Raw genomic sequence first — 25,396 nt, 5'->3', positions numbered from 1 at the left:
GAATTATGTTGTTAGATAGGTTAAATTTATTCAAGCCTAAGTCTCCGCCAGCTGCTACTAACATAGACTATGATGCCATTAGAAGAGAAAAACTGAGTGCCATTGGCAACATTTTGAGGGAAAAACGGAGAGAATTTAACTATGATTTGGAGACAGTTAGCAGAATATTACACATCCCCAGAGGCACAATTCAAGCCTTAGAAAATGGGGATTTAACCCGTTTGCCCGAGCCTTTTTTCATCAGACAACTCCTGGTTCAATATTGTAAAGCACTGAGACTCAATGGGGAAGAATTGGTCAAAGATTTCCCTCTGCAAAGGAATAAACCAGACGTGGGTAGGAAGAATAAAAAAAATCTCCTCAGATTCCATTTAAGTTGGCGTTTGTCTCCTAAATATCTCTACCTTTCCTATTTCCTGATTGTTTTCTTTTCCGTAAACAGTTTGAGTCAACTGCTACAGGCATCTCAGTTTAGTCAGAGTCGAATACCTCTGCAACAACGGGAAAAACTGGAGAGGGAAAAAGCTACTACTACCTCCGCCACCACCTCTTGGAGGGAAACATCAGTTACAAGACAAAACAAGCCGCAATCACCATCCCAATCCCCATCACAACCCCAGTCTCTCCTAGTAAGACTAACGATAAAAGAAGACTCTTGGGTGAGGATTGTGGTGGATGGTAAAACCTCCTTCGAGGGTGTTCTCAACCAAGGCACAGAAAAACAATTAACTGCGAAGGAAAAATTAACAATTCGTGCCGGTAATGCAGGGGGGGTGGTAGTAAGCCTCAATGAGGAAAAGGCGAAACAACTGGGGAAACTGGGGGAGGTGAAGGAGGTTACCTTTAACCTCTCTCAAGGCTCTTAACATTATATCCCCATGGGAAGGTTTGAGGGGGTGAGGTTTATAGCTATAAGGCTATACCCCCTTCAGCTGGCATAAATTTTCTTGTTATTTTCAGGCATAATTCCGGTTGTTTTGAAACAATAAATACCCCCCAACAATTAGGCCAACAAAATTGGGTATCCAAGCCGCCATCACTGGAGTGATTATACCCACTATCCCTAGGCTTCCAATTAAAAAACTGCTTAAATAATAGGCGAAAACCATTGCCACACACAGGCCAAAACTGGTAGCTTTACTAGCATTATTTGAGCGACAACCCAGGGATACTCCTACCACTGCAAAAACCACACAGACGAAGGGAAATGACACTTTTTGAGCAGTGCGCACCTGAAATATCAGCACATTCTTATCGTCTCCCAGTATCTTTAATATCTTGATATATTCCAAAGACTGAGCTATATTCATTTCATAAGGATCTCTACTTTTCATTGCTAATTCCAAAGGGGTTTTTGGGAGGTAAATCTGCATTTTCTCAAAAAATTCCCCCTCGTAATTAATGACGTTTTTTGCTACTTCATACACAAAACCATTGAATAAATCCCAAGCATTCTCTTTAGCATTCCAAACCCCCCTCTCCGAAACAATTACCCTACTTAGTTGCCTGTTTTCTGTCTCCAAGATGGTTATGTACCTCATTTCACCCTTCTCGAATTTCTGGGCGTAAAACAGAGTTTTAAGATACTTTATTACCTTGTTATTTTCTACTTTTATCTCCTTGTATTCTGGGAAAAAAATATCCCTTTTCCACAAAAATTTTCTCTCTTCATTAATGGTATCAACGAGAATAGAAGAGGCTCGAAAATTGGTAGAGGGTACTACCGATTCGTTGAGGAAAAAGGTGATACCGGTGACGAAGAAACTAAAAACAAGTGCGGGCAGCAAAAGACGGAAAAGGCTTAAACCGCAGTTGTAAAAGGCAATTAACTCCCAGTCTTTACTAAGACGCCCATAGGTAATCAAAGTAGTTAATAACACGGAAATAGGGAGAGAATAAGAGACGTATTCGGGAATTTTGAGGAAGAAAATTTTGATGGCATCCCCAATGGGTAGGCCAAAATTGTTAACCTTATAACTCAAGTCAGAAATGGAAGCCACAGCAACTCCCAGAGAAGAAAAAAGGGCCACACTGAGGATAAAAGGGGGTATTAATTGACGCAGCAAATAGGAGTCTAAAAGGGATAGGCGAAGAGAACCCATTAGACTTAAAATAAGACTGGTTTGATGTCTATGTAGAGGAGTCATAACTGGCATATTTAGTTTAAATGAGAAAATCAGAGGCATATTCCCCTTCAGCGGCAGTGGTGACCATTATTGGTGTAGGATTAATGATAAGGGTTGTCATAGCCCTTTTTTTATATCCGGGATATGATGAAGCTTACTATTACGTCTACAGCCAGAATCTAGACTGGAGTTATTTTGACCACCCTGTTATGGTAGCCTTGACTACAGGGTTGGGGGTATGGTTGACGGGGATGGTGAATCAGTTTACCATCAGGATAGGGAGTTTAATTCTGTACACTGGCAGTCTTTACCTCCTCTATTTGACGGGGAAAAAACTATTTGGTTGCCAAAGTGGTTTATTCTCTCTAGTTATTGCCTCGTGTATCCCCATATTCATGATAGGTTTTGGGGTTTTGACACTGCCAGATGCCCCGTTAATTTTTTTTTGGAGTCTAACATTATACTGGTGTAGTCTGGAGTTTTTCCGGGAATTCTCGTGTTACCAACCCAGTTACCGTCTGGTTATAATTTCCCTGTTGGTGGGATTAGCCTGCTTGAGTAAGTATCATGGTTTCCTGTTGGGATTGGGGTTGGTAGGGTTTTGTATTAGTAATCCTCCATATAGGAAGGTATTTTTGTCTTCTTGGTTATGGTGGGCAATAGCAGTATTTCTCATAATACTTTTGCCGCTGTTATACTGGAATTGGCAACATGACTGGGTATCCTTTGGATTTCAATTGTCTAAACGCTTTCAGTCAACCGATGTTGCCACCAAACTCGCCAGTGAAGTCACCCTCAATCCCCTTAACGTCTTATTAAATGTCTTGTTAACAGCCTTGGTTGCTAGTGGTTATTTATTCCCCAGTTTTGGCTTACCCCTGTTTTGGGTAACGGCGAAAAGTAGCTACTACCAGTTTCAGTGTCGTCAAACCCCCAATTATCCATATCGTCTTATTTTGTGGGTATCCCTACCAGTTAGTTTAGGTTTTATTCTACTGGGAGGATTAACACAAATATTACCTACATGGCCCATGCCGGGATTCTGGGGTTTAACTGTTATTCTAGGAGATTATAGTGCTAAATGGCATCAGTCTAACCCGGTAATGGTGAGACGATGGCTGTATTTTTCTGGAGGCGTAATTTTAACTATCTTTGCCATTATTCTTCTACATTTGAATCTGGGGTTGTTGCAGAAGCCAAATAAAATCCCCTTTATAGATGGTATCATCCCCCCGGCAGCAGATCCTTCGACACAACTGGTAGACACCAGTCAACTAAGTAGACTGTTGGCATTATCTCCTGAATTTTGTGAAGGGTTAGATTCTTCTGATTTTGTCTTCACTAACAGGTTTTATCTGGGAGGTTATGTGGGGATGTCAATAGCTTCTTTAAACCAAGTAGAAGAAAAACCATTAGTATGTTTAGGCGAAGATTGCAGAGGTTTTAATTATTGGTATCCCTTGGAAAAATTGCTAGGAAAAAACGGAATTTTTATAACCGAAAGGCTAGGTGAGTCTGAAAGTTCAGCTCTCCCGGAGGAGAAATACTTTGACCGCTGGAGAAAAATAGCAGAAATAGCCCTAAAAAGAGGAGGGGAAACCACCAGAATTTTTGAGGTGTACCAGGGAGAAAATCTGAAAAAAATTCCTCAGCTCCAGGAAAAATAAGCGGTATAAGTTAGGGATTTCTCTGTAAAAATCCCCCACAAAAAATGATATGATTAGTAAAAGGTGCTGACATTTTAACAGGTTATAAAAAAGGGGCTATGTTAAAAAGACTATTTGGCGATCCTAACGCTCGTAAGATAAGGAAGTTACAACCGTATGTGGCGGAAATAAACCTCCTAGAGGAGGAGATGAAAAAGCTGACAGACGAGGAAATGAGAGCAAAAACAAGAGAGTTCAAGGAAATGCTGGCTAAAACCAAGACAAAAGCGGAAAAAGAGGCACTATTAGACAAGATTCTACCAGAAGCCTTCGCCCTGGTGAGAGAGGCTAGCGTAAGAGTGTTGGGGATGCGTCATTTTGATGTACAGTTGTTGGGGGGCATAGTACTACACATGGGGCAAATAGCAGAGATGAAAACCGGGGAGGGGAAAACCCTCGTGGCTACCTTGCCAGCATATCTCAATGGCCTCACCGGCGAGGGAGTACATATTGTAACCGTGAACGATTACCTGGCCCGCCGTGACGCGGAATGGATGGGACAAATTCACCGTTTCCTCGGCTTGACGGTGGGGCTGATTCAAAGTGGTATGTCTACCATTGAAAGACAGAAGAACTATAACGCAGACATCACCTATGCCACCAACAGTGAGTTGGGTTTTGACTACCTCCGGGATAATATGGCAACAGATATGTCAGAGGTAGTACAAAGACCCTTCAACTATTGCATAATAGACGAGGTGGACTCGATTCTGATTGACGAAGCCCGTACACCCTTGATTATATCAGGTCAGGTGGAAAGGCCCACAGAAAAATATATACAAGCGGCAAAGATAGCTCAATTGTTGAGACGGAGTAAGGAGGAAGGAGACGGGGGAGACTATGAGGTGGACGAGAAGATGAGGAATGTATTCCTGACAGAAGAAGGCTATGCCAAGGTAGAGGAGTTACTGGGGGTTAAGGATTTGTATGATCCAGAAGACCCATGGGCTCATTATATCATCAATGCCCTCAAGGCAAAAGAGTTGTTTATCCGGGATGTAAATTACATTGTCCGCAACAACGAGGTGGTAATTGTAGATGAGTTTACGGGAAGAGTGTTGCCCGGCAGACGGTGGAGTGACGGGTTACACCAAGCTATAGAAGCCAAGGAGGGGGTAGAAATCCAACGAGAAACCCAAACCCTTGCCAGCATCACCTATCAAAACTTCTTTCTTTTATATCCCAAATTGTCAGGGATGACGGGCACTGCCAAGACGGAAGAGACGGAATTTGAGAAGGTTTACAATTTGGAAGTCACCGTAATCCCCACCAATCGTCCCTGTCAGAGGATCGACTATCCCGATGTAGTCTACAAGACTGAGAGGGCCAAATGGAAGGCAGTGGCTGACGAGTGTGAAGAGATGCATAAAATTGGTCGCCCCGTCCTAGTCGGTACTACTAGTGTAGAAAAATCTGAATTACTGTCCCGGCTGCTGACAGAAAGGGGGATACCTCATAATGTCCTCAATGCTAGGCCAGAGAATGTGGAAAGGGAGGCGGAAATCATCGCCCAGGCTGGCAGATTAGGGGCGGTAACCATTGCCACCAATATGGCTGGTCGTGGTACAGACATAATTCTCGGTGGTAATGCCGACTATATGGCTAGACTCAAACTCCGTGAATATTTCATGCCACAATTAGTAGCGCCGGAAGAAGATGACCAGTTGGTGGCCAATATACCCGGTGTTGACTTAAACAGGCGGGTTAAACCTCAGGGTTTTGCCGATGGTGGTAAGAAGAAACGGAAAAACTGGAAGCCTGCCTCTAATCTATTCCCCTGTGAGTTATCCCCCCAAACGGAAAAGTTGTTAAAGGAGGCCGTCAAATTCGCTGTCCAAACCTATGGGCCACAATCTCTGTCAGAATTGGAAGCGGAGGAAAAAGTCGCTATTGCCGCCGAGAAAGGCCCCACTGATGACCCTGTAATCCGTAAATTACGTGAAGCTTACCAAGCTATACGCAAAGAATATGAGGTATACACAAAAAAGGAACATGAATTAGTGGTGGAGAAAGGAGGGTTACACGTAATTGGGACGGAAAGACACGAATCGAGGCGTATTGACAACCAATTGAGAGGAAGGGCGGGGAGACAAGGTGACCCCGGTTCAACCCGCTTCTTTTTGAGTCTAGAAGACAATTTATTGCGGATTTTTGGTGGGGAGAGGATAGCCAGTCTCATGAATGCCTTTCGGGTAGAGGAAGACATGCCCATTGAATCGCCAATGCTTACCCGCGCCCTGGAAAACGCCCAGAGGAAGGTAGAAATTTTCTATTATGATGCCCGGAAGAACGTGCTAGAATACGATGAGGTGATGAACAATCAACGTCGTGCCATTTATGCTGAACGTCGTCGGGTTTTAGAAGGTAAGGACTTGAAGGGGCAGGTACTGCAATATGCTACCATGACCATGGATGAGATTGTGGACGCCTATGTAAATCCTGACTTGCCCCCTGACGAGTGGAATTTGCAGGCTTTGGTAGACAAGGTGAAGGAGTTTGTTTACCTGTTGCAAGACATCACCGTGGAGGATTTACAAGACATGACTGTTTCGGAGATAAAAGCCTTCCTCCACGAAGAGGTGCATAAAGCCTATGATATTAAGGAGAGTCAAATCGAGCAAGTCCAACCCGGTTTGATGCGACAGGCAGAGAGGTTTTTCATCTTACAGCAGATAGACACCCTGTGGCGGGAACATTTGCAGAAAATGGATGCCTTGAGGGATTCTATTGGTTTGAGGGGTTATGGTCAGAGAGACCCTCTTATAGAATATAAGCAAGAGGGATACGAAATGTTTTTGGAAATGATGGCGGATATTCGCCGTAATGTGGTATATTCCCTCTTCCAATTCCAACCCCGGATACAACCCCAGCCGGCTAACAAGTAAGACGGGCAACCTATTTCTCACCACAACAGGGGGGATTTTTTCTGGTGGCAATTTGCACTATGATACAGAGAGGGGTTATTTTCTTCCCTTCCCCCCCTGGTACAATTATCTCTGTCTATGACGTCTTCAAACAGGCTAGTTTTTAAACCCCAAAACAACCAAAAAGTCGTGCCTCTGCCAGAGTTAACCCCCGAGGAGAAGCGTTTCCAACAACAGAGACTAAAAGATATTTGTTTACTGTTGGAGAATATCACTCTAAAGGAGGAGACTACTATCAAACTGATTCTCGACTGTCTCTACGACATCGGGGTTATAAACTTGATCAACAAGAAGATTCCCAATCCTCCCCTCAATAAACTAGCAAAAAAACTGGCCTCCACCCCAAAACCCATTTTTCGCATTATAGCCTGGCGTTGGGTTAGGAGGAATTTGCCCATAAGAGTAACCAACTGGCTACACAACCGGGTTAAATTCAAATAGGCTAATTAGTCTATTGATAACGCAGGTTGTCCACATTGCTGCAATTGGTGTTGGGTGTACTAGGATCATATACACCCGTTCTAATCATGCCTAGGGTGTTGGCGATGACGATACAATACCCCCTTTGTGGCATGGGTTGACCAGAAGAGTTTTTAGGTCTTATGTGTATTGTTTGAATGTCGCCTACTGTTACTTCTCCGTTGTAGTTAAAAGTAATACTAACAGGGAGATTCCCCCTGGTAGAATTAACATGCACTACGTTGCTGTCTATAGTAATCCTTTCTAGGATACATCCCTGGGGATTACCTGTAACCCCGTTGTTGTTAACAGTTACAGTGCAGTTGCCACTACGGCGGATGGCGTTGATTTGGGCTTCGCTGAGGGCTCCCCTTATCTCACTGAAGGTTTGTTTTACCTTTTCTTGTCGTTGAGACTCCAATAAGTTGGGCACAGCTAAAGCACTAGCTATTGACAGGATTACAACCACCACTACTACCTCTAGCAGGGTAAAACCCCCATCCCCTTCTTGAAAGGAGGTATTGTTACTGCTGACAGTTGTTGATGGCCGCATGGGGTAAAACCTCCGTTGTCAACCGAGATACAATATTATTGCCACCGCTACCAAAGCGGGGGTGGGAGGGGGCGTATTGCACTGTGTATTCGATTCTGAGGGTGTTGTTGGCGGGGTCATATCTTCTGGAAATCTGATAGGTTCTGTTTTCTATTGTAACAGTATCATTTCCGGTGAAGTTTTGGGCTACCAGATGATCCCTTAGACGTGTACCATACTGTCCACAATGGCTACTATTCCCCGTCAGTCCATAATAGGCGTGGAAACGAACTAATTCCAAGTCCTGTTGAATCCAGTTGGCCGCTTCTTGCCTATCCCTAGCCTGTATCCGGAAAAGGGTAGCTAAGACGCTAGCCTGGAGTGCGCCCAAAACGAAACCAGTAATCACCAAGATGGTTACCAACACCTCCAAAAGGGAGAAACCCTCCTCCTCATTGGCAAAAGGGGGCTCCGATACCAACCTGGCTAGCAGCAGACGAATCCACATCAGTTAGCCTCCTTTCTTTCCCACTGGGTGATAGCATCCACTTTAGGTGGCAGATTGCTCATTCTTATTCCCACCCCTTCTAGGAAATCCCAGTTTGTAATATCTTGAACCACAACCACCTGACCTGTATTAGAACCACAGACGCTGGGGGGGTTAAAAAGTCTGGCCCAAACCGCCCCTGTGAAGCCATTACCGTTACCAGTGCCTGCTGCCCCTACGGCATAGTCCGGCGCGAATACAAACCCGAATATTTCTGCCCCACCTGCCAGACAGATACTAGGCTGAGTACTGGTAGCAGGCCCCGTCTTCTGAGCGTAACCTAGGATTACCAGATTCTCTCTGCGGAAAACGCTCTGTTCGCCGCTGGGGTGGTAGGTTACAATTTTGGTATTGTTGTTACAGGTATAACTGTTGGGGACACTAGTACAACTGTTGTCCATCACCTGGCTGCCACTGAGGGATATGTTGCCGTATAGGTGCAACACCACCTTCCGGCCCGGTATGATAGTAATCCTCTCCCCGCCGTTTAGGCTAATGTTGTTTACCCTGTATTTATAGACTTTCACCTGATAGGTATTGCCGTTGTGAGTTACCGTTTCCGTTTCAATAGGTTCATCTGTTGACCTAGGCAGGGTGATGGAACTGGTGATGTTGCCTAGGTTGTAGTATCTTGGGTTGGTATCGGCGGGGGGAGTTGGCAGAGGAGGAAACTGGCTTGCCACTGGTGAGAGGATTACCCGATAGCCCGAGGCTATTTGCAGCCCCATGTTGTTACAATTGGGCACCAGGAGATTGGCCTGAATAATACTATTTGTAGGGGAGCCGATCGCCTGGTTACTAATCCAAACACCGGGGAAGGAGAAGGGGGCGTTACTTTTCCTCAGGGGTATTTTTACTTTTACCTGTGACTTGGATGCGAAAGGATTATCAGCAAATACCTCGGTGACGTTGTTGGCAGTGGGGTTTATTTGGCCCCTTACTGTCAGGTGCCCATAGGCATATACTTGCCCGTTGGTGGCACTTGCCGGCGGTATTATTTCCTCATATCTGTAGTCTATCACCTTTATAGCTCCCTTACGGGGGTTATTCTCCTCCACCAAGTCTCCGTCGGTTTTAAATCGGCCCACAGTAGTGGTTAGGGGAGAGACACCACTGGCGTTGACTATATTCTGACAGGTGGAGGTGCCACTGGAGGTATTAGTAAAAGTACCTATGGTCTGGGTGGTGCCTGCCAGACTGTCCCATTGCGTTATATTGTGCATGGCCAGAAGGGGATTACGCACCAGAAAATCATGTACTCTTGCCACCCCCAATTCGGCCACCGCCATGGCTTGTTGGCTGGATTCCGACGATTTGGCATTGGTTTTTGCCCTGGAAGAGTTCAACAGGGATATACTTGTCCCCACCATCAACAACAGGCCTAACACTATAGCTATTACTAGGGTGTTGCCCTCTTCTCTTTTTTGAGGTCGAATCCCCAGCCACCAAAGCCAAAACTTAAATTCAGCCGCACCCTTGTTTTTCATTTTCCTCCCCCTTTTTTTACCCTTTTATTGGTTTGTAATGAAATTTTATGTTTTCTTTCCCAACAGCTCCCACCCGTTGCTGCCTATATTATATTAGATTTTTCTCTCTCAGATTACGGGATTTCTACCTAATTTTCTCCTACTCAATTGTAGACTAGTTTTCCCGGGGGTTAGGGGCTGAGAGGGGATGCTATACTGGGGAGTTAAGCAACATGGTTGTTGTTTTAATAGGGGCAATAGGGTGACAGGATACGAGGAAGATTATGATTACTTCCCCACAGCAGGCTAGTAAGGAGGCTATATTACAGTATCTTTTAAAGGAAAATCGGGCTTCAGTACAAACCATTGCCAAGGCAATGAAGCTCAGCCCACAGGGGATTCGCCGCCATCTCAAGGACCTATATGAACAGGGACTGGTAGAATATGAGGTGGTACATAAAAAGACGGGGAGGCCCTTACACTTGTATTATTTGTCCCGTCAAGGGCGGGACTTGTTCCCCCAAAACTATGGAGAATTTGCCATCTCTTTCTTGGAAACCCTAGCAGAAACCGTAGGGGAGAAGGCGGTTTCCCAGGTGTTGGCTAAACAGTGGCAGAAAAAAGCAGAAAATTATCGCCGTCTACTTACGGGAAACTCTCTGGAGGAAAGATTAAACCAACTGGTGGAAATTAGAAGGAAGGAGGGGTATATGGCTGAACTTTTTTTACTGAAGGATAATCCCCCCCAGTTTTTCATTTCTGAACACAACTGTGCTATAGCCGAAGTAGCCGAATCTTATCCCCAGGTGTGCAGTCACGAGTTAGAGATGTTTGTCTCCCTTTTCCCAGATTGTAGGGTGGAAAGGACAAGTTGGATTAATGAAGGGGAACACCATTGTGGTTATCTGATAGCCTATAAGGGGAATTAGGAGGCGGAAAACTGTTTTATCTCCCCCCTAAACTGGGGATTATGCCAATTGTTTTGCTTCCGCCACCAGGCCAACATGGTACTGGCTATGAAAATACTAGAATAGGTTCCACAAACAAAACCCACAATCAAGGCAAGGGCAAAATACTTCAGGGTTTCCCCCCCAAACAGGAATATGGAAATTAAGGGCAACAGTGTGGTTAAACTAGTATTAAGGGAACGAGTTAGACTTTGTTCCACTGCCCTATTGACTATGTCCTCAATATCATCACTATCCCCCGTCTTGGTAATCTCCCTCACCCTGTCGTAAATTACCACCGTGTCATTAACCGAGTAACCAATAATCGTCAGTAGGGCTACTAGAAACAGACTGTCTACTTCTACCCCTGCTACTAAACCCAATACCGCAAATACGCCACAGGTTATTAACACATCGTGGAAGAGAGCTATTATTGCTAGAATTGCATAGTCTCGTTGAAAACGTGCACTCAAGTATACCACTGTGCCGATAAAGGCTACTACAAGGGCAATACTACCAGAAATGAACAACTCCTTGCCAATGGTAGGCCCCACAGTGTCGATTTGCATGCTTTCTGGTTTGAATACACCTATCCCCCTCGTCAAAGCCTCCTGTAGCCTTGCCCTGGCCTCTACATCGAGATTTTTTGTCCGGATGGAGATGGTCCTCTGTTCTTTCCCCACTATTTGAATACTACTATTGGCCAGTCCTTGGTTTTCTAGTATCTTCCTCACTTTGCCTACCGTGAGAGGTTGGTCACAATTATTGGGTACACTACAGTCCAACTCCATTTGTAATCTAGTGCCCCCCACAAAGTCTAAACTGGGACGAATAATGGCACCGAGGGAGTTATATGATATTATCATGGCCGCAATACTTCCAAGACAAACAGTGGCAGAAAACAGCCAACAAACCTTTTGCCACCTGATAACATTGAATGACACCATTGTCTTCTCCTAACTATCCGCGGGTTTTATGTTGGGACAAAATAACTCAGGACGTTGACGGATGGCGGGGAAGCCTAGTACTGTAATCAACATGAAGGTGCGACTACAGGTTAGGGCGGTAAACATACTTACCAATACCCCAATGGCCAATGTCAGGGCAAAACCCTTTACTAAACCCGACCCCAGCCAGAAAAGGGCAGCACAGGCAATTAGTGTAGTTACATTGCCATCTAGGATACTGGAAAAAGCCCTGTAAAAGCCCGATTCCACTGCCCGATACAATGTCCTCCCCTGTCTTAACTCTTCCCGGGTGCGCTCAAAAATCAACACATTAGCATCCACCGCCATGCCAATGCTCAGGATAAACCCGGCTATTCCTGGCAAAGTCAAGGTGACGCCTGCAAGAGAAAAACAGGCCAATGTCAACAGGGCGTATATTATCAAGGCGATGTCGGCAATCAGCCCCGGCAGACGATAGTATACTATCATGTACACCAACACCAATACCAGCCCCACTACTCCCGCCACCACACTGCGACGGATACTATCCTGTCCTAAAGTTGCCCCAACTGTCCTGTTTTCCACTATTTCTACTGGTACCGGTAGTGCTCCTCCTTCCAATTGTAGTGCCAACTCCCTAGCTTGTTCCAGGGTAAAGCCTCCCCCACCGGAAATAGTGGCCCTACCGCCAATAATCCCCGTTTGGGCGTATTCCGCGCCTACCGTAGGGGCACTGATCAGTTGGTCATCTAAAAATATCCCCAAAGTACGTCCGGTTCCTGCTAGCTGTTTCGTCAACTCCGCAAACAGTTTCCCCCCCTCACTGTTGAATTCTATCACCACCTCCCAGGCATTCCCCTGAGGACTGGGTTGATAGGTTGCTGTTTGTAATTTTTCGCCGTTTAATCCAGTTTTTTGGTACAGTTGGGCCAATATCTCTTTAATTTCCCTTTTTACCTCTTTTATTTTCTCCTCCTGTTCCTTCAGTTCCTCCCCCGAAAGAGACTGGGAAGCTATAATTAAACTGGCCAATTCCTGTTTCTTTATCTGATATTGAGCCCTTAGTTGGGGATTATCGGTTTCTAGACGGAAGTCTAGCATGGCCGTGCCTCCCAAAACCCTTTCCGCCTCTTGGGGGTCACTGACGCCAGGCAATTGTACTAAAATGCGATCATTACCCACTGTTTGCACCACCGCCTCTGATACCCCTAACCCGTTAACCCGATTATTGATAACCGTCCTTACCCCCTCCAGTTTCTCTGGGGTGATGGTGGGCACTTCTGGGGTAGTCTTAAGTTGTATCGTCAATTGAGCCCCCCCTCTTAAATCCAATCCTAGTTGAAGAGGTAGCTTCACCAGTGTTACTATTGCCGCTGTTACCAGGATTATAATTAACAATACCAAGGCCCTTTGTCTTTCCATCCGGCACTTTCTCCAATTCTTCTAAGTTACTGGCGTAGCATTTTTTACTACGCCAAGATGAGATTAAACCCGGTTATTGACAATCTTACGCACTGCTTCTACTATTTGTTCCGGTTGTACGATAGTAAGTCTTTCCAAAGTCCCATTGTAGGGAGTGGGAATGTCCTGGGAAGAGAGACGAATCACCGGTGCGTCTAATTCGTCAAAGAGTTGTTCATTTATTAGGGCTATCAACTCTGCCCCAATTCCGCCAGTTTTCATACATTCCTCTACTATCACCACCTTGTGGGTTTTCCTCACAGATTCGCCAATGGTGGCCATATCTAGGGGTTTTAAGGAAATTAGGTCTATTATTTCTGGGTCATATCCCTCTTTTTCCAACTGTTTCAGTGCCTCCAGACAGTGGTGTCGCATCCTGGAGTAGGTCAATATAGTTACGTCCTTTCCCTTTCTTACTATTTCTGCCTTGTCTAAGGGTAAAGTATATTCGTACTCTGGTATATTCTCCTTTAAATTATAGAGCAGGACGTGTTCAAAGAAGATTACGGGGTTATCGTCTCTAATAGCAGATTTTAGTAGACCTTTGGCATTATAGGGGGTGGAACAAGCCACGAGCTTCAAACCCGGTATTGCTTGGAAATAGGCCTCCAAACGCTGGGAATGTTCAGCACCAAGCTGTCTGCCCACGCCCCCTGGCCCACGGATTACTATTGGTATTTTAAAATTCCCACCGGAGGTGTAGCGTAGCATCCCGGCATTGTTGGCAATTTGGTTAAATGCTAATAGTAAAAACCCCATATTCATCCCCTCGACGATGGGGCGCAATCCAGTCATAGCCGCACCTATGGCCATTCCTGTAAAACTGTTTTCTGCAATGGGTGTATCTAATACCCTCAATTCCCCATACTTCTTATACAACCCTTTGGTTACCTTATAGGAGCCCCCATAATGTCCCACATCTTCTCCTAATACAAACACCCTATCATCTCTTGCCATTTCCTCGTCAATGGCCTGACGCAAGGCGTTAAACATTAAGGTTTCTGCCATCTACCAATACTTCCTTGTCCTTAACTAGTAAATATTCATAGCCAGAATTATCTTACCATCTTTTCACGGGTCTTTCTTCCACCTGTCAAGCTTTAACAGGCCTATAAACCCCACTACAACCAGTCTCCCCATTCTTCTTCCCAGTCTCCCTCCTCCTCTGTGGTTTCCCGGAAATCTAGGGTTTCCCTTATTGGCTCAATTACCCTTTCTATGGCATCCTGGACAAAAGCACGGATAAATTCCTCTTTGCGATTCAATTCAAATTGTCTCTGTACTACCTCAGTAATCCCCCCATCCCCCCAATCCTGGTCATGGCTAAAGTATTCTATAAAACTTTTGCCGGCAATGCGGGTTAAATAGGCGGCGCTAATAGCCTGAATTACTTTGCCCACCAGATAGGTTGCTGCTGTTGCTTGTAGTGTCCTTGCTACTATTTCCACTACCCCCTTAACAATGCCCAGGCTGACGAGGGTTTTTCCCAGAGACACTGCTAAATCCCTCCCCGTTTCCCTGTTTAACTGGCAACCATATACCTGTCCTATTTCTACCACCATTTGGGCATTGACTGCTGCTGCCGCCAACATGTCAATTACTGGTAGTGGTGTACAGACAATCACCCCCGCTCCTATCCACTGATAACGGTTTATAATCTGTTCAGCCTGACGATTTCGCTGTCTACTTATAAGTCTTTTTGCTTCCTCTCCCAGTTGCTTTGACTGTAATAGGATATTGTCTGCCAACAAATCATCTCCCTCGGCGCGACAAATAGCAGCGATACGTCTCACCACAGTTGTCACTTCCACTTCTGGGGTAATAGTTTCCCCCTCAGCAAACTGAATGGGTTGGGGGTTTGCACAGGCTTTTATGACGTCTTCTGGGGGTATAATCCCCTTTACTCTTTCTTTCAGCTGCCTCATAATTGTTTCCTGTTCCTCTTCCGAGTATAGGTCAATTTTGTTGAACACCAGCACAGTGCGTTTGCCTATACTTGCCAAGGCTTTTAGGATTTTGAATTCTGTTGCCGTCAGATCATTATCGCAAACAAATATCAATAAATCCGCTGATACTGCCAGTTCTCTTGCCAATTTTTCGCGAATATCCCCCGGCACCCCCATTTCTTGAACTCCCGGTGTATCTATTAGTGTAATTTCTCGCTCTACATTTGGCAGTTTTAGGGTGTAACACATTTCCTCTTTAGTGGTGCCCATACTTGCCTTTACCTCTCCCACTATTTCTCCCATTAGGGCGTTTACCAGGGAAGTTTTGCCTGCACTACCTGTCCCAAACACCACCACTTTTAGGCAGCCCTTTTTTAAACTCGCCTCAATTGCCTGTTGTTTTGCCAACAAGGCCCTTTTTGCCACCTCATCCTGTATTTGTGCCAATTGTTTTTTCAGCCCCTGCAACGTTTCCTGGGCTATTTGTTTTTTCTCCCCCGGTTTTTTCCCTTTTGCCTCTATCTTTTTCCTTTTTCTTTCCTTTCTCTTCCCCTTTTCCCCTATTCCACTCCCCAGATAGTATATTACTATCCCCCCTATACTTACCAGCAATATTATAATCACAAATACCAATAAATTCGCCAACAGAGGACTTGTCCAAGCAATTTCACTATAAAGCCTTGCCAGACTTGTTACCAACCACAACCCCAACCCCAGAATAATACTCAACCCCACTATGAGGGCAATTATTTGCGAAAGTGACATTCTCTCTTACTTCCCTTTCTCCCCTTTTTACTGCTATTATCCCCCTTAGTGTTGCTATTATCATTCTCCTTCTCTTCACAAAAATTTACATTTTTCCCTTGACAGAAAGGGGGGCAGGGGGGTAGGATAGGGGGAGCGGGGCGGCAGGCGGAGGGACTGCCGAAACACTTGGGCTACGCTAATTTTTATTGAGATTAAATAGCAAGAGAGAGGGGTGGGGGGACCAAAAAGGGTCCCCCAGAAGATTAATCTACACCCTCGATACGGTCTTCAATGTCCTGATAGAGTTGTTGGAGACGTTGGATGTTTTCCTGGGAGGTTTGCCAGTAGCCACGGCCATGGACTTCTAGGAGGGTGCCGACGATTTTACGGAAGGAATGGGGGTTCAATTCCATGAGACGCTTACACATATGCTCGTTTTTGATAAAAGTCTCGTTAGTTTCCTCGTAAACCCAGTTGTCGACGGCATCAGCAGTGGCACTCCAACCCATGGTGTTAACAAGACGTTTAGACAACTCTCTGACGCCCTCATAGCCATGGGAAAGCATACCCTCATACCATTTAGGGTTGAGGAGTTTAGTGCGGGCATCCAGACGGACGGTTTCGGAAAGGGTGCGAACCGTTGGATTAGCAGTGGTGGTATCGGCGATATAGGCGGCGGGTTTTTTGCCGTCCTGCCGTAAGGAGGCCACTACCTTGGTGGGATCAGCATCGAAGTAGTGGGAGACGTCGGTGAGACTGATTTCAGAGGAATCCAGATTCTGGAAGGTTACCTCAGCGGTGGATAAGGCCCTTTCAAAGATAGCCCGGTTTTCCACCATTATGCCAGGATTGTCGGAGTTGAAGGCGAAGGACTTGCGGTTCAAGTACATTTCCCGCAACTGTTGTTCATCCTCCCAGCTGCTGTTTTCCACCGCTAGGTTTACATTAGCAGAATAAGACCCCGAAGCATTTGAGAATACTCTCGTAGCTGCCTGGCGTAAATCGATACCCAACTCAGCAGCCTGTTGGAGAGCATGTTTACGTACATAATTCATTTCTAGAGGTTCATCTGCCTCTGCCGCCATTTTGATAGCCCGATCCAAAAGGGCCATCTGGTTGATAAACAAGTCCCGGAATACCCCCGAACAGTTTACCACTACATCAATGCGGGGCCTGCCCAATTCCTCCAGAGGTATCAATTCTAGTTTGTTAACCCTCCCTAGGGCATCTGGTACTGGTTTTACCCCCACCATCCATAGGATTTGGGCCAGGGATTCCCCGTAAGTTTTGATGTTATCGGTGCCCCACAGCACACAGGCAATGGTTTCCGGGTATCTGCCGCCGTTTTCTTGTCTTTGACGCTCTAGAAGTCTGTCTACGACGATTTTCGCCGATTTTACCGCCGCCAGAGTTGGTATTTTTTGGGGATCCAAGGCATGAATGTTCCTCCCTGTTGGTAATACAGACGGGTTACGGATCGGGTCACCACCGGGGCCCGGCAATACATATTCCCCGTCTAGGGCTTTTAGTAGAGATTGTAATTCATTATCAGCACATATTTGCTCTAGGCAGAATTCCAGATATTCTAAAAGGGGTTTAAGGGCCCTTTCGTCCACCACATAGCCCAGTTCGTGTAATTTGGCCAAGGCTGCTGGTTTTTTGCCCCTGTTGATGAGACGGGAGACTAGGGATACTCGTCCCTCCTCATTAGTTTTCTCTGCCACAAAGGCTTTTACTGCCTCCCTGGTGGCTTCTGTTAACCTTTGTAACAATTCTACGTCTGCTAGTATCCCCTTATCTGCATTACTGTAAATCTCTTCTATGTTACGGCCGAGGCTTTTAGCCAAGAGGTTAGGCAGAGAGACGATTCCCTCCTCCTCCCTATCTACACTGGCGATATTAACCAGGGTAGCAACAGCCTCTTCGGCGGTGGGGGGTTTGCCAATCACATGTAAGCCACAGGGCAACAGACGGGATTCAATCTCCATTAACTTACGGTATACCGCTCCCACAATTCTATCCCTGTCCTCCTCAGACATGTTGGCGGGGTCTATTTCCCCCTCAATGTCGGGTATGTCCTTGTCCAGGTTGCACTGCCGCGCCTTCTCTATGATGGTATTTACAATTTGAATACCCCTGCTACCACTCTTGAGAGTCTGATAGGAGCCAATTAACTCCTTCAATTCCTCTAAACCCTTATATAATCCCGCATTCTCCGCCGGTGGTGTCAGGTAGGATATGGTAGCCGCATAACTACGACGTTTAGCAATAGTGGCCTCACTAGGGTTATTGGCGGCGTAGTAGTAGATGTTAGGAATATTGCCTATGAGACTATCTGGATAACACTCCCCTGACATCCCCATTTGCTTCCCTGGCATGAATTCTAGCGAGCCATGGGTGCCAAAGTGCAATACCGCATCGGCTTCCCATACCTTCTCCAGATAGGTGTAGTAAGCGGCAAAGCCATGGTGGGGGGATGCTGAACGGGAAAACAGTAGTCTCATTGGATCCCCCTCGTAACCGAAGGTAGGTTGGACACCGATGAAGATATTGCCAAAGTGTCTTCCATAGATGAGGAGATTTTGCCCATCACTGTTGAGATGTCCTGGTGGTGGCCCCCAATTCTCCTCCAAGCGGCGGGAATAGGGAGTCAGACGCTCATACTCCTCCACACTCATCCTGTAGGCGACATTCAATTGTGGGCTTGCATACTTCGCCTCTGGGTCATGGATGATCATCTCCATCAACTCTTTGGCGTTTGCTGGCAAGTCCTGTACGTTGTAGCCATTTTCCTTCAAGGCCTTTAGCACCTCATAAATTGAGCCAAATACATCCAAATAGGCGGCAGTGCCCACATTCCCCTTGTCTGGTGGGAAGCTGAACACCGTAATAGCTATTTTCTTCTCGGATTTTGGCTTTTTGCGCAGATTTACCCATTTTAGAGCCCTTTTGGCAATAGCCTCTACCCTGTCTTGTAAAGTGATGGCCCTGCCAGTGGCACCATCTCTTCCTGATAGGACTATAGGCTCAATGGCACCATCCAACTCAGGTATGGCAATCTGTAGGGCCACTTGGATGGGGTGTAGGCCCAGGTCACTTTCCTCCCACTCTTCGGTAGTCTGGAATACCAGAGGCAAGGCCACCATGTAGGGACGATTCAGTCTTCTTAGAGATTCTATTGCCTTGGGATGGTCTTGTCTTGCTGGCCCTCCTACCAGTGCAAAGCCTGTCAAAGATACTACAGCGTCCACAATGGGAATAGGTTCGACTCCTTGTACAGGTTTATCCCAGAAGTACTCGTCCACCGGCTTAGAAAAGTCCAACCCTCCCGCAAATACTGGAATCACCCTTGCCCCACGGTATTCTAATTCTTGCACCATGGCCACATAATGGGCATCATCCCCCGTTACCAGGTGGGTCCTTTGTAACACCAGCCCTATACAAGGAGCTAGGGGCTCTTTCAGACTGTCGTCGATATCATCCCTACTGTTGTACCATTGTAGGTACTCCTTGATATTCTCAAACATTTTGGGGGCTAAAGGATGCCATATCCCCATTTCGGGGTATACTATGGGCTCGGCATAGCCTAGTTTTCTTACCAGTGATTTTTCGCCAGTAAACACATACTTATCCGCCAGCATCAAGAAGAAGTTTTCCAGGTTTTCCGGTGATCCTCCCAACCAGTATTGGAAACTCAACATGAAATTACGGGCATCTTGAGCCTTGTCTACCGGCAGATATTTCAACACCGTCGGCAGGGTGCGTAACAACTTGAGCATGGCATCCTCAAAGCCTGCCCCCGCCCTCTGTCTACTTTTCTTCATGAATTCGCCGATGACGCTTTTGCTTTGCCCCAACTGTGCCATGCTAAAGGTGCCCATCTTATTCAGCCGCATCACCTCCGGCATGGAGGGAAATACCACTATCACATCCAGTTTGTCTCGATAGGGCTGCACTGCCGCCACTACCTTCTGTGCCAATTCTTCTATGAAAATCAAAGAGGCAATAAATACATTTGCTCGAGATACGTCCTTTTTGAACTGTTCGTAGTTTTCCGTATTTCTTAACTCCTCAATCAAATAACCACTTACTTCTACTGCCAAATTCGGGTTATGAGCGTTAATAGACTTTACTGCCGTTGTAATTGCACTTTGGTACTGTGACTCCAATACCACATATACCACCTTCATTAAAGCACGTCCTTGTAATTCCTCTGGGGCTATGTGTCTTATCGCCGACTTTACGAAAGTAAACATCTACTACTATCTCCCTTCTCTTATTTATTTTATAATACCCTTATATTATGGCGGAGTAGGGATTTACATCATAAAACCCATACTCTTGCTCCTAGGAGAGAGACAGACCCTCCCCTTACATAGTTTGTACCACGAAAATAGGCTCTTTTACCTATAAAGTCGTCCATATGTACGGTTATCCGCAGTGTTGTTTAACAAATTTTCATATTTCTCCCTATTTCTTGTACAGGTAGCGATAAAGCCAAGACTCTAGGGGGAAAAGAAAAGCACTCCTTTTGCCACTGCCACGGCGACGGATTCTCAGGATTTGTTTTGTCAGATACAGTTTCTGTCTTGGAGAGAGGCCACCCCTTAGAATATTCAAACTCTGCCAAACTAGGGTAGCCGTCAGTATTCCTACACAAAAGCTAATCCCTAATGTGGCCCAGGGGTGAAATTCTAGGCCTATTCTAATAGCCGACCAGGTACAATATTCTAGGCATAGGGCAATAGTTTCTCTTAGCCTCCACAGACTGGGGGGCATTAGCAATAACCACAGGATAATTACCACTACCCACCTTCCGTAAACAGTAAGCCGATGTAATTTTTCTATTTCTTCTTCTGTCACCTCTTCTGGGAGACGAGACAAGCCCCCCTCCCCATGGTCTTTTTCCCACATACGGTCAACCTATCAAAATTTAAACTGTAGATTACCTTCTCTTAACTTTCCTTCGCTAGGCTAAGAGGTGAACAAACGTTGCCAGGGTCACAATAACTATTATGTTACTAAATCATCCCCTCCCAGTGGCCAACCGGAGACTGCATTTCTACGAGAAGGCAGAAGAAATCCCCCTCCCCCCCCAGGGAGTTTGGCAGGTAAGTCGCGGCATAGTCCAATTATACAGTGTCAACCGTAGGGGAGAAGAAACCGTATTGGGTTGGGCACAACCGGGTAACTTTTTTGGCAGCTGGTTTACCAATCTACGTAATTTACAAGCCAGGGCCCTATCTGAAGTCTACCTGCAATGGTTTTCCCAGCCAGAATTATTAGAAAACCCCCTTTTATGTCAACAAGTCTTGCGGGAGAGTATAACTAGAATTAGACAATCTGAACAACTTTTGGTTATTGCCAGCCTTAAAAGGGTGGAACATAAACTAATACGACTTTTAAAACTACTTGCCCAATATTTGGGGGAAAAAGAAGAGACAAATGCCCACACTGTCATACCGGTGAGAATTACTCATCAGATGATGGCTAGTGCTATCGGTACTACAAGAGTCACCGTCACTCGTCTGTTGGGGGAATTACAGAAAAAAGGGATTATTGCCTTTAACTCTCAACGCTATCTTGTGATTTACAATTCCCTTTTAGACGCCAACGTTGACGAGGTTTAATGGGTTACCACAATTCAATTAAACTAGAAATAACTGATTGAGTAACCTTCTATCCCGTAGATGCCAACTCAGGGTTTTTTATCCTTCCCCCTTTTCCACCCTTCTCAGATTGATTGGGATAATCTAGTAACACAAATAAATAGGGGAAACAGACTAGCATTAGCGGAAAAGAGAAGTAGATATTCTCCTTCTTCTAGCAGTGGTTTTCCCCAGTTTCCCCCTGATTTAGTTTTAAGAGATTACCAACGGGAAGCAATAATCAACTGGTTTAAGAATCATGGCAGGGGTACACTTAAAATGGCTACTGGCAGTGGTAAAACTATTACTGCCCTTGCTATTGCTACTGAGTTGTACCAGAGAATCGGCCTAAAAATCCTCCTAATAATTTGTCCATTTCGTCATCTAGTCACCCAGTGGGAAAAGGAGGCAAAAAGATTCAATCTCCTTCCCATTTTGGCTTTTGAAAATGCATCTGATTGGCAGAATATCCTGACTCAACAGCTGTATTTACTAAACCATAATCTCCAGGAATTCCTTACAGTAATTGTCACTAATTCAACTTTTATTACTGACAGATTCCAGTCTCTAATACCCTATTTCCACCCCAAAACATTGATTGTCGGTGACGAAGCCCATAATTTGGGCACTCCCCGTTTTCTTAGTGTTTTGCCCAGCAGTATTGGGTTAAGACTAGCCTTGAGTGCGACTCCAGAAAGACATTTTGATGACGGGGGCACAGAATTATTAATAGACTATTTTGGTAAGGTTTTACAACCCGAGTTTACTATAGGTGAGGCCATCAAAAAAGGAGCCCTTGTGGAATACAACTACTATCCGATAATGGTAGAATTAACCTACGAAGAAGCGATAAAATATGCTAGGATAACTCAGAAGATAGGCTGGGCTATATCAGATGGAGAAGACATAGAATATAGTCCTCGTTTGAGGAGTCTATTGTTGCAAAGGGCGCGTCTGGTGGCAGTAGCAGAAAATAAATTAATAGCCCTAAGAAATTTAATGAGAGAAAGAAGAGAAATGAAACCTACTCTGTTTTACTGTGGGGATGGGAATGTCAGTCAAAACACAAGACAACTAGAGGCAGTAACTCAAATTCTGGGCAAGGAATTAAACTACAAAGTCAATACTTACACTGCTGAAACTCCCACGGAGGAAAGGGAAAGAATTAAAAGGCAACTAGTGGATGGGGAATTGGATGGAATTGTAGCCATTAGATGTTTGGATGAGGGAGTAGACATTCCCATGATTGCCAATGCAGTAATTCTTGCCAGTAGCACAAATCCCCGTCAATTTATTCAAAGAAGGGGGAGGATTTTACGCCCATATCCTGGTAAGAAAGAGGCCAATATCTTTGATATGATAGTCTTGCCCCCACTGATGGAAAGGGATGCTTGGGCGGTAGAAAGGAGTCTACTGAAAAGAGAGTTGGCAAGGCTAGTGGAATTTGCTAGGCTGGCAAAAAACTCCGACTCAGCCTACAATCTGCTAGGAAAAATATACAATCTCATCGAGGGGGAAGATTAAAACTAAAATCCATGATACCAGAAAGTGCTAGCGGGGTTTTTCCCCTTGTAGTTTTCCAGGATGCATGATATTCTAACGTAGGATTATAAATAGTTGGTATTTGTTGTTATTGATGATTCCATGGAGAGGTTTTTGGCAGAGTCTTTGTCTCTATTAAAAAGTTATAGTTGTTCCCAGGTTAAAGTTATAAATTCCCAAGAGGAGAAAAAACAATTACAAGAGGCATTAAAACTAATTGTAAGTCTTTCTGACGCCCAAAACTTCGGTATTTGTGCCGACAACATCGAAGAGGCAGTGAGGAGTTTGAATTCCTATTTGAGGGCTTTTGGCAGTGATTTTGAAGTTAAAATTGAGAAGACAAGGGAGATAAATAGTGGAGTCTACATGAAGTTTAGCACCGAGAAAAAAAACTACTACTGGGAATCATATCCGGAAAATTATCGGGGGGTGCTGCTCACAATTTTTTCCAGGGAAAATGAGGCTATTGTGGGCACTTATGGTTATTTTCCCCTGGACCTTTTTGAGTGATACAAAGGATTTACCTGAGAAAAACTATAATAAATATAACCGGGCCAATAGGAGCGTATTTGATAAGACATCATGATGGAGCAGCAAAATATTCAGGGGAATAATGAAGAGAAAAAAGGGAAAGTCGAGCCGACAATAAAAGAACAAATAAACCTAACCAGGAAGGGCAAAATAGTAGAGGTAACACTGCCGGCAACAACAGAGGGGGGAGAAAATGAGACATGGCAGAAAATAATAGACGACTTCAAGTATAGACTACAAAAAATAGAAAAGTCATGGCAACCCGGTACAAAAACCCAACTACAAACCCAGGGACGTCTGTTGGACAGGCGACAATTGAATGAGTTAAAAACTATACTAGAACAGGTGGGACTGGAACTGGAGCTAGTAATTACAAAGAGGAGACAAACAGCAGTAGCGGCGGCCAGTAGCGGCTACTCCGTAATACAAGATATTATGGAAGAACCAAAGGAAACAAGTCAAGAACTATCGGAACCATTGTACCTGAAAACAACCATTCGTTCGGGGGTGGAAATTTGCCATCCAGGGAGTGTAGTGGTGGTGGGAGACTTAAATCCGGGTGCGACAATTGTGGCAGGGGGAGATGTTTTAATTTGGGGAGTATTACGGGGAATAGCCCATGCCGGGGCTAATGGCAATCGTCAGGCAGTAATCATGGCATTGAAAATGCAACCCACCCAGTTGAGGATTGCCGGATTAGTAGCCAGGGCCCCTTCCTCCCTCCCTCCCCATCCCGTGCCAGAAGTGGCCTATATTAGTTCGGAAGGGATAAGAATCTGTGCCGCTGAACTATTTTATCGCAGCTATGAGTATCTCCCCTCCTCCCAATACTGGGTGGTTGGGAGGGAGAGACAAGCCACTTTCCCTACAACCTCTCATAGCCCCTAGATTTTAGCCAACCATTCTAAAAGGAGGGGATTGACAACCTGAGGCGCCTCATCGTGGGGACAGTGACCCAACCCTTCCAATTCGATAAAATCCTTTACACAGGGGTATTCTGCCAGTTTTCTGCCCAAATGTACTGGCTCCCATGGATCTAGACTCCCCCAAAAAAAAGTAATAGGACAGGGTAGAATGGGAAGGAGCTCCTCTGGTATAGGGCCAGTAGAATAATTGATAAAGGCCAGAAAGACATCCATGGCCCCCGGAGATTGAGAAGGCTGATAGATCAGCTCTACTAACTCCTCATCCACTGCCCTCTTTTCTTGATATGCCTGCAGTAGGAGTTCCCTAATAACCTCCTTGCGGGCAAGGAAGTGATAAAAGTAGCTCCCCAGCCAACGGTTCCTCAGTAGCCTCTGTAAAACAAGGGCCCCCCAATTCTTATACCAGGGGAGGGTTTTTCGTTTACGCTCGTGTAACAGACGTAGTGAACAATTAAAGGCGGCAATATTCAAAACCAATTGGGGATAGAATACTGCCGTCTGCATTGCCACTATACAGCCTATGGAATTGGCCACCAGGATGACGGGCTGTTGCACCACTTCCCTACAAAAATCTCCCAGCTGTTTGCCCCAAGTTTCAAATGTATATGGAATAAGACGGGGACTGGGTTTGTCAGAGGCTCCAAATCCCAGAAGGTCAAGGGCATAACTGTTATAGTGTTTGCCTATTACAGGGAGGTTATGACGCCAATGACCACTATTAGCCCCAAAACCGTGAACAAAAACCACTGCCCTACTGGTGGGATTGGCGGGAAGACAACAGCGATAGGCTACCCGGAGGCCCTTCCATGTATAAAAGGCCATTGCCAGATGTGTCGTCATCTGTATTTGGCTTAACCCTCCTCATATTCAGGCATTTTTTGTTTCCGGGGGATATTCACCTTTTCAGGACGATATTCCTCCTCATCCTCCCATACATCATA

At 45.3% G+C, this 25,396-nt stretch carries 19 protein-coding genes and 1 pseudogene; 9 read left to right on the top strand and 11 right to left on the bottom strand.

Features of this window, described 5'->3' with window-relative positions:
- Positions 1–5 precede the first annotated feature (5 nt).
- Positions 6–866 (top strand): DUF4115 domain-containing protein, encoded by an 861-nt coding sequence (locus tag IGQ44_01745; protein HIK36701.1) that lies wholly within the window; start codon positions 6–8, stop codon positions 864–866.
- Between the two features lie 90 nt (positions 867–956).
- Here IGQ44_01745 and IGQ44_01740 read toward each other — a convergent pair whose 3' ends face one another.
- A complete protein-coding gene (locus IGQ44_01740) occupies positions 957–2,102 on the bottom strand; it encodes an LptF/LptG family permease (protein ID HIK36700.1) in 1,146 nt (381 codons plus the stop codon).
- A 65-nt stretch (positions 2,103–2,167) separates the two neighbouring features.
- Between IGQ44_01740 and IGQ44_01735 the strand changes: the two genes are divergently transcribed.
- The 3 genes from IGQ44_01735 (at position 2,168) to IGQ44_01725 (ending at position 7,197) form a co-directional block, all read left to right on the top strand.
- Positions 2,168–3,793 carry a glycosyltransferase family 39 protein gene (locus IGQ44_01735; GenBank protein ID HIK36699.1) on the top strand — a complete coding sequence of 542 codons (1,626 nt, stop codon included), beginning with the start codon at positions 2,168–2,170 and terminating at the stop codon, positions 3,791–3,793.
- A gap of 98 nt (positions 3,794–3,891) precedes the next feature.
- Positions 3,892–6,717 (top strand): preprotein translocase subunit SecA, encoded by a 2,826-nt coding sequence (secA, locus tag IGQ44_01730; protein ID HIK36698.1) that lies wholly within the window; start codon positions 3,892–3,894, stop codon positions 6,715–6,717.
- A 117-nt stretch (positions 6,718–6,834) separates the two neighbouring features.
- Complete coding sequence (locus tag IGQ44_01725; protein HIK36697.1) at positions 6,835–7,197, top strand: hypothetical protein; 363 nt, start codon at positions 6,835–6,837, stop codon at positions 7,195–7,197.
- Between the two features lie 10 nt (positions 7,198–7,207).
- On the opposite strand, the gene IGQ44_01720 is transcribed toward IGQ44_01725, so the two are convergent.
- Genes IGQ44_01720 through IGQ44_01710 form a run of 3 tightly spaced genes read right to left on the bottom strand, consistent with a single transcriptional unit; the run spans position 7,208 to position 9,781 of the window.
- A complete protein-coding gene (locus tag IGQ44_01720; protein ID HIK36696.1) occupies positions 7,208–7,768 on the bottom strand; it encodes a prepilin-type N-terminal cleavage/methylation domain-containing protein in 561 nt (186 codons plus the stop codon).
- Positions 7,740–8,255, bottom strand: coding sequence for a hypothetical protein (locus IGQ44_01715; GenBank protein ID HIK36695.1), 516 nt, complete (start codon positions 8,253–8,255; stop codon positions 7,740–7,742). The genes IGQ44_01720 and IGQ44_01715 overlap by 29 nt, the downstream gene beginning before the upstream one ends.
- Positions 8,255–9,781 (bottom strand): hypothetical protein, encoded by a 1,527-nt coding sequence (locus IGQ44_01710; GenBank protein HIK36694.1) that lies wholly within the window; start codon positions 9,779–9,781, stop codon positions 8,255–8,257. The genes IGQ44_01715 and IGQ44_01710 overlap by 1 nt, the downstream gene beginning before the upstream one ends.
- 263 nt (positions 9,782–10,044) lie before the next feature.
- Between IGQ44_01710 and sufR the strand changes: the two genes are divergently transcribed.
- Positions 10,045–10,689, top strand: a complete 645-nt coding sequence (sufR, locus tag IGQ44_01705) for an iron-sulfur cluster biosynthesis transcriptional regulator SufR (protein ID HIK36693.1) — start codon at positions 10,045–10,047, stop codon at positions 10,687–10,689.
- Here the strand turns inward: sufR and secF are convergent.
- From secF to IGQ44_01675, 6 genes and pseudogenes are all read right to left on the bottom strand, one after another.
- Complete coding sequence (secF, locus tag IGQ44_01700; protein HIK36692.1) at positions 10,686–11,654, bottom strand: protein translocase subunit SecF; 969 nt, start codon at positions 11,652–11,654, stop codon at positions 10,686–10,688. The two genes, sufR and secF, sit on opposite strands and share 4 nt — an antisense overlap.
- A gap of 9 nt (positions 11,655–11,663) precedes the next feature.
- Complete coding sequence (gene secD / locus IGQ44_01695) at positions 11,664–13,076, bottom strand: protein translocase subunit SecD (GenBank protein HIK36691.1); 1,413 nt, start codon at positions 13,074–13,076, stop codon at positions 11,664–11,666.
- 63 nt (positions 13,077–13,139) lie between these two features.
- On the bottom strand, positions 13,140–14,123 hold the full coding sequence (locus IGQ44_01690; protein HIK36690.1) for an alpha-ketoacid dehydrogenase subunit beta: 984 nt from the start codon (positions 14,121–14,123) through the stop codon (positions 13,140–13,142).
- A 113-nt stretch (positions 14,124–14,236) separates the two neighbouring features.
- A complete protein-coding gene (locus IGQ44_01685; protein HIK36689.1) occupies positions 14,237–15,826 on the bottom strand; it encodes a DUF697 domain-containing protein in 1,590 nt (529 codons plus the stop codon).
- A gap of 245 nt (positions 15,827–16,071) precedes the next feature.
- On the bottom strand, positions 16,072–20,064 hold the full coding sequence (locus tag IGQ44_01680; protein HIK36688.1) for a magnesium chelatase subunit H: 3,993 nt from the start codon (positions 20,062–20,064) through the stop codon (positions 16,072–16,074).
- Between the two features lie 283 nt (positions 20,065–20,347).
- Positions 20,348–20,722 (bottom strand): annotated as a pseudogene (locus IGQ44_01675) (hypothetical protein).
- Between the two features lie 101 nt (positions 20,723–20,823).
- On the opposite strand from IGQ44_01675, the gene IGQ44_01670 reads away from it, so the two are divergent.
- The 4 genes from IGQ44_01670 (at position 20,824) to minC (ending at position 24,417) form a co-directional block, all read left to right on the top strand.
- A complete protein-coding gene (locus IGQ44_01670) occupies positions 20,824–21,438 on the top strand; it encodes a Crp/Fnr family transcriptional regulator (GenBank protein ID HIK36687.1) in 615 nt (204 codons plus the stop codon).
- A 60-nt stretch (positions 21,439–21,498) separates the two neighbouring features.
- Entirely contained in the window at positions 21,499–22,980 is a 1,482-nt protein-coding gene (locus IGQ44_01665) for a DNA phosphorothioation system restriction enzyme (GenBank protein ID HIK36686.1), read from the top strand.
- 120 nt (positions 22,981–23,100) lie between these two features.
- Positions 23,101–23,508: a DUF1824 family protein gene (locus tag IGQ44_01660; protein HIK36685.1), complete on the top strand. Its 408-nt coding sequence runs from the start codon at positions 23,101–23,103 to the stop codon at positions 23,506–23,508.
- Positions 23,509–23,580: 72 nt separating this feature from the next.
- The gene (minC, locus tag IGQ44_01655; protein HIK36684.1) at positions 23,581–24,417 is read left to right on the top strand and encodes a septum site-determining protein MinC; all 837 of its coding nucleotides are present in this window, start codon (positions 23,581–23,583) and stop codon (positions 24,415–24,417) included.
- Here the strand turns inward: minC and IGQ44_01650 are convergent.
- Positions 24,414–25,295, bottom strand: a complete 882-nt coding sequence (locus IGQ44_01650; protein ID HIK36683.1) for an alpha/beta fold hydrolase — start codon at positions 25,293–25,295, stop codon at positions 24,414–24,416. The genes minC and IGQ44_01650 overlap by 4 nt on opposite strands.
- Positions 25,296–25,396 lie beyond the last annotated feature (101 nt).

The sequence above is a fragment of the Geminocystis sp. M7585_C2015_104 genome (genome assembly GCA_015295805.1).
Classification (GTDB): Bacteria; Cyanobacteriota; Cyanobacteriia; order Cyanobacteriales; family Cyanobacteriaceae; genus DVEF01.
Note: the sequence above shows the minus strand (reverse complement) of the source record. Positions and strands in the feature narration are given on the sequence as shown.

Bases quoted from the DNA above. Each gene is read 5' to 3' on its own strand.
- IGQ44_01745 (HIK36701.1), top strand. From the start codon at position 6: ATGTTGTTAGATAGGTTAAATTTATTCAAGCCTAAGTCTCCGCCAGCT.
- IGQ44_01740 (HIK36700.1), bottom strand. From the start codon at position 2,102: ATGGGTTCTCTTCGCCTATCCCTTTTAGACTCCTATTTGCTGCGTCAA.
- IGQ44_01735 (HIK36699.1), top strand. From the start codon at position 2,168: ATGAGAAAATCAGAGGCATATTCCCCTTCAGCGGCAGTGGTGACCATT.
- secA (HIK36698.1), top strand. From the start codon at position 3,892: ATGTTAAAAAGACTATTTGGCGATCCTAACGCTCGTAAGATAAGGAAG.
- IGQ44_01725 (HIK36697.1), top strand. From the start codon at position 6,835: ATGACGTCTTCAAACAGGCTAGTTTTTAAACCCCAAAACAACCAAAAA.
- IGQ44_01720 (HIK36696.1), bottom strand. From the start codon at position 7,768: ATGCGGCCATCAACAACTGTCAGCAGTAACAATACCTCCTTTCAAGAA.
- IGQ44_01715 (HIK36695.1), bottom strand. From the start codon at position 8,255: ATGTGGATTCGTCTGCTGCTAGCCAGGTTGGTATCGGAGCCCCCTTTT.
- IGQ44_01710 (HIK36694.1), bottom strand. From the start codon at position 9,781: ATGAAAAACAAGGGTGCGGCTGAATTTAAGTTTTGGCTTTGGTGGCTG.
- sufR (HIK36693.1), top strand. From the start codon at position 10,045: ATGATTACTTCCCCACAGCAGGCTAGTAAGGAGGCTATATTACAGTAT.
- secF (HIK36692.1), bottom strand. From the start codon at position 11,654: ATGGTGTCATTCAATGTTATCAGGTGGCAAAAGGTTTGTTGGCTGTTT.
- secD (HIK36691.1), bottom strand. From the start codon at position 13,076: ATGGAAAGACAAAGGGCCTTGGTATTGTTAATTATAATCCTGGTAACA.
- IGQ44_01690 (HIK36690.1), bottom strand. From the start codon at position 14,123: ATGGCAGAAACCTTAATGTTTAACGCCTTGCGTCAGGCCATTGACGAG.
- IGQ44_01685 (HIK36689.1), bottom strand. From the start codon at position 15,826: ATGTCACTTTCGCAAATAATTGCCCTCATAGTGGGGTTGAGTATTATT.
- IGQ44_01680 (HIK36688.1), bottom strand. From the start codon at position 20,064: ATGTTTACTTTCGTAAAGTCGGCGATAAGACACATAGCCCCAGAGGAA.
- IGQ44_01670 (HIK36687.1), top strand. From the start codon at position 20,824: ATGTTACTAAATCATCCCCTCCCAGTGGCCAACCGGAGACTGCATTTC.
- IGQ44_01665 (HIK36686.1), top strand. From the start codon at position 21,499: ATGCCAACTCAGGGTTTTTTATCCTTCCCCCTTTTCCACCCTTCTCAG.
- IGQ44_01660 (HIK36685.1), top strand. From the start codon at position 23,101: ATGGAGAGGTTTTTGGCAGAGTCTTTGTCTCTATTAAAAAGTTATAGT.
- minC (HIK36684.1), top strand. From the start codon at position 23,581: ATGATGGAGCAGCAAAATATTCAGGGGAATAATGAAGAGAAAAAAGGG.
- IGQ44_01650 (HIK36683.1), bottom strand. From the start codon at position 25,295: ATGACGACACATCTGGCAATGGCCTTTTATACATGGAAGGGCCTCCGG.